Origin of the sequence: Micromonospora sp. D75, assembly GCF_018070405.1 — a bacterium.
Taxonomy (GTDB): domain Bacteria; phylum Actinomycetota; class Actinomycetes; order Mycobacteriales; family Micromonosporaceae; genus Micromonospora; species Micromonospora chalcea.
This window is the reverse complement of record NZ_JAGPXV010000694.1, coordinates 1-2,926: the sequence shown is the minus strand read 5'-3', so window position 1 is coordinate 2,926 and position 2,926 is coordinate 1. Positions and strand designations below refer to the sequence as shown.

Sequence of the window (2,926 nt, the reverse complement as noted above, 5' to 3'; positions counted from 1 at the left end):
CCGACCACCAGCTCTCCCCCAAGTCGGTGGTCCGCGACATGTACGAGCGGGCCATGACGTTCCCCGAGTACGTCCAGTTCTACGGGCTGTCCCGCTCCGAGGGGCTGGTGCTGCGCTATCTCGCCGACGCGTACAAGACGCTGCGGCAGACCGTCCCCGAGGACGCGAAGACCGAGGAGCTGGTCGACCTCATCGAGTGGCTGGGCGAGCTGGTCCGCCAGGTCGACTCCAGCCTGATCGACGAGTGGGAGCGGCTGCGCAACCCGTCCGACGTGGCCGAGGTGGCCGCCTCGCTGGACGACCGGCCGCCGGCGGTCACCCGCAACGCTCGGGCGTTCCGGGTGCTGGTGCGCAACGCGATGTTCCGCCGCGTCGAGCTGGCCGCGCTGCGCCGCTGGGACCTGCTCGGCGAGCTGGACGCCGGCGACGGCTGGAACGCCGACGCCTGGGCCGACGCGCTGGCGCCGTACTTCGAGACGTACGACGCGATCGGGGTGGGGCCGGACGCGCGCGGGCCGGCGCTGCTGATGATCGAGCAGGGCCGCGAGAAGTGGACCGTACGGCAGATCCTGGACGACCCGGACGGCGACCACGACTGGGGCATCAGCGCCGAGATCGACCTCGCCGCCTCCGACGAGACCGGCGCGGCGGCGGTCCGGATCACCGACGTCGGCCAGCTGTAGGACTACGCGAAAAAGGGCCGCCCGGGATGTCCGGGCGGCCCTTTTCGTGCCCTGGGCGATGTCAGACCCGTCGATTAGAATGTATGTACTAATCGAGCTGTTGACCTGGGAGGATGCTCGTGACTGCGCCCACCTCCGCGACCCCTGTCACCCCCTACGCCACCCTCCTCGGATTCACCCGGTACGTCGACCGCACCGGGCCCACCAAGGCCACCTTCGTCGGCGGGCTGCGCCGGCAGCGGGCCAGCCGGCACGGCTTCAACCCGCACGGCCAGTTCGTCAAGGCGCTCAAGGCCGACGTCGCGTTCCACACCGGCGGCGCCCACCTCGCGCAGGTCGCCGACCTGGTCAAGCCGCGCTGGCGCCCGCTCTACGAGGCGCTGGTTCCGGGCGCGACCCGCTGGCTGCAGTCGCTGGGCGAGCCGGCCGGCGTCGACCTGGCGCAGACCCGCGACGCGCTGGCGATGCTGGGTGACCTGCCCGTGAAGATCAACCCGCAGTTCGGTGTGCGGTACGCCGACGGCCGGGCCGAGGCGATCCGGCTGCACTTCGACGAGGCGCCGCCGAGCGAGGAGGCGACCCTGGCCACGCTGCACCTGATGGCCCGGCACATGGACGCGGTGCTGCCGCACGCCGAGCCGGTCCTGGTCGACGTGCGGCGCGGCGAGGCGCACCGGATGCCCGCCGACGTCAAGCCTGAGCAGATCGAGCAGTGGCTGGCCGGTGAGGCAGCCGCGTTCCGCGCCATCTGGTCCACCGCCGCCTGACCGACCGATCCGATCCGGCTCACCGCCGCCCCACCGAACGGCCGTCCCGCACCCGGGACGGCCGTTCGGCGTGCTGCGCCCGAAGCGATCGACCGGGCCGGAGCAGCCGCCGCGGCGGGGCGACACCGTCCCTCGTGTGCGCTTTCCCCTCCGTGCTCAGGTTAGTGGCATATGTGATTAATAGTCGGGAACAACCCGCCTGACTCCGCCTCGCCCCCGCCGGTCGTCGTCTCGTCCCGCCGTCCGTCGTCCGTCGAGGAGCACCAGTGGTAACAAACGACTCGCCTGTCGTACCCCCACTGCGGACCGCCCGCGCCCCGCGCCCGGTACGCGGACGCCTCATCCTGCTCGGGCCCGCGTTCGTAGCGGCGGTCGCCTACGTCGACCCCGGCAACTTCGCCACCAACTCCACGGCCGGGGCCCGGTACGGCTATCTGCTGGTCTGGGTGGTGGTGGCGGCGAACCTGGCCGCCATGCTGGTGCAGACGCTCACCGCCAAGCTCGGCCTGGCCACCGGGCGCAGCCTGCCCGAACTGTGCCGGGAGCACCTGCCCCGGCCGCTGAACCGGGTCATGTGGGCGCAGGCCGAACTGGTCGCCATGGCCACCGACCTGGCCGAGGTGATCGGCGGGGCGGTCGCGCTGTACCTGCTGTTCGGCGTCCCGCTGCTGCCCGGCGGCCTGATCGTCGGCGCCGCCTCGTTCGCCATCCTGGCGCTGCGCTCCAGAGGTTTCCGGACGTTCGAGATCGCCATCGCGGTGCTGCTCGGGGTGATCGTGCTGGCGTTCGCGGTCAACCTGGTCACCGCGCAGCCGGACGTGTCCGACGCCGCGGCCGGCCTGCTGCCCCGGATGCAGGGCACCGACAGCATGCTGCTCGCCGCCGGCATCCTGGGCGCGACGGTGATGCCGCACGTCATCTACGTGCATTCGGCGCTGACGCCGAACCGCCTGCCCGCCGAGGGCGAGGCGCAGCGACGGGTGATCGCCAAGGGCCTGCGGGTCGACGTGCTGATCGCGCTCGGCGTCGCCGGGGCGGTCAACCTGGCCATGCTGCTGGTGGCGGCGAGCAGCTTCCACGGCACGTCGATCCCGGGCACCGACACCCTCGAAGGTGTGCACGCCGGGCTCGCCACCACGCTCGGTACGGCCGCCGCGGTCGGTTTCGCGGTCGCGCTGCTCCTGTCCGGCCTCGCCTCCACGAGCGTCGGCACGTACGCCGGTGAGATCATCATGCAGGGCTTCCTGCGCCGCCGGATCCCGCTGCTGATCCGCCGGATGATCACGCTGCTGCCCGCGCTGGCGGTGCTCGCGATCGGCGTCGACCCGACCCGGGCGCTGGTGCTGTCGCAGGTGGTGCTGAGCTTCGGCATCCCGTTCGCGCTGATCCCGGTGGTGATGTTCACCCGGCGCCGGGACCTGATGGGCAGCCTGGTGAACCGGCGGGCCACCACCGCGGCGGCGGTGGCGATCACGG

The 2,926-nt window shown here is 72.2% G+C and carries 3 protein-coding genes; all 3 read left to right on the top strand.

All coding sequences use genetic code 11. The features are described 5' to 3' along the window. The coding region (locus KBX39_RS27765) for a DUF3516 domain-containing protein (RefSeq protein ID WP_210873329.1) at positions 1 to 683 on the top strand (683 nt) is incomplete at its 5' end. 119 nt (positions 684 to 802) lie between these two features. Further along, on the top strand, positions 803 to 1,450 hold the full coding sequence (locus KBX39_RS27760; protein ID WP_210873327.1) for a hypothetical protein: 648 nt from the start codon (positions 803 to 805) through the stop codon (positions 1,448 to 1,450). Between the two features lie 266 nt (positions 1,451 to 1,716). After that, the coding region (locus tag KBX39_RS27755; RefSeq protein ID WP_210873325.1) for an Nramp family divalent metal transporter at positions 1,717 to 2,926 on the top strand (1,210 nt) is incomplete at its 3' end.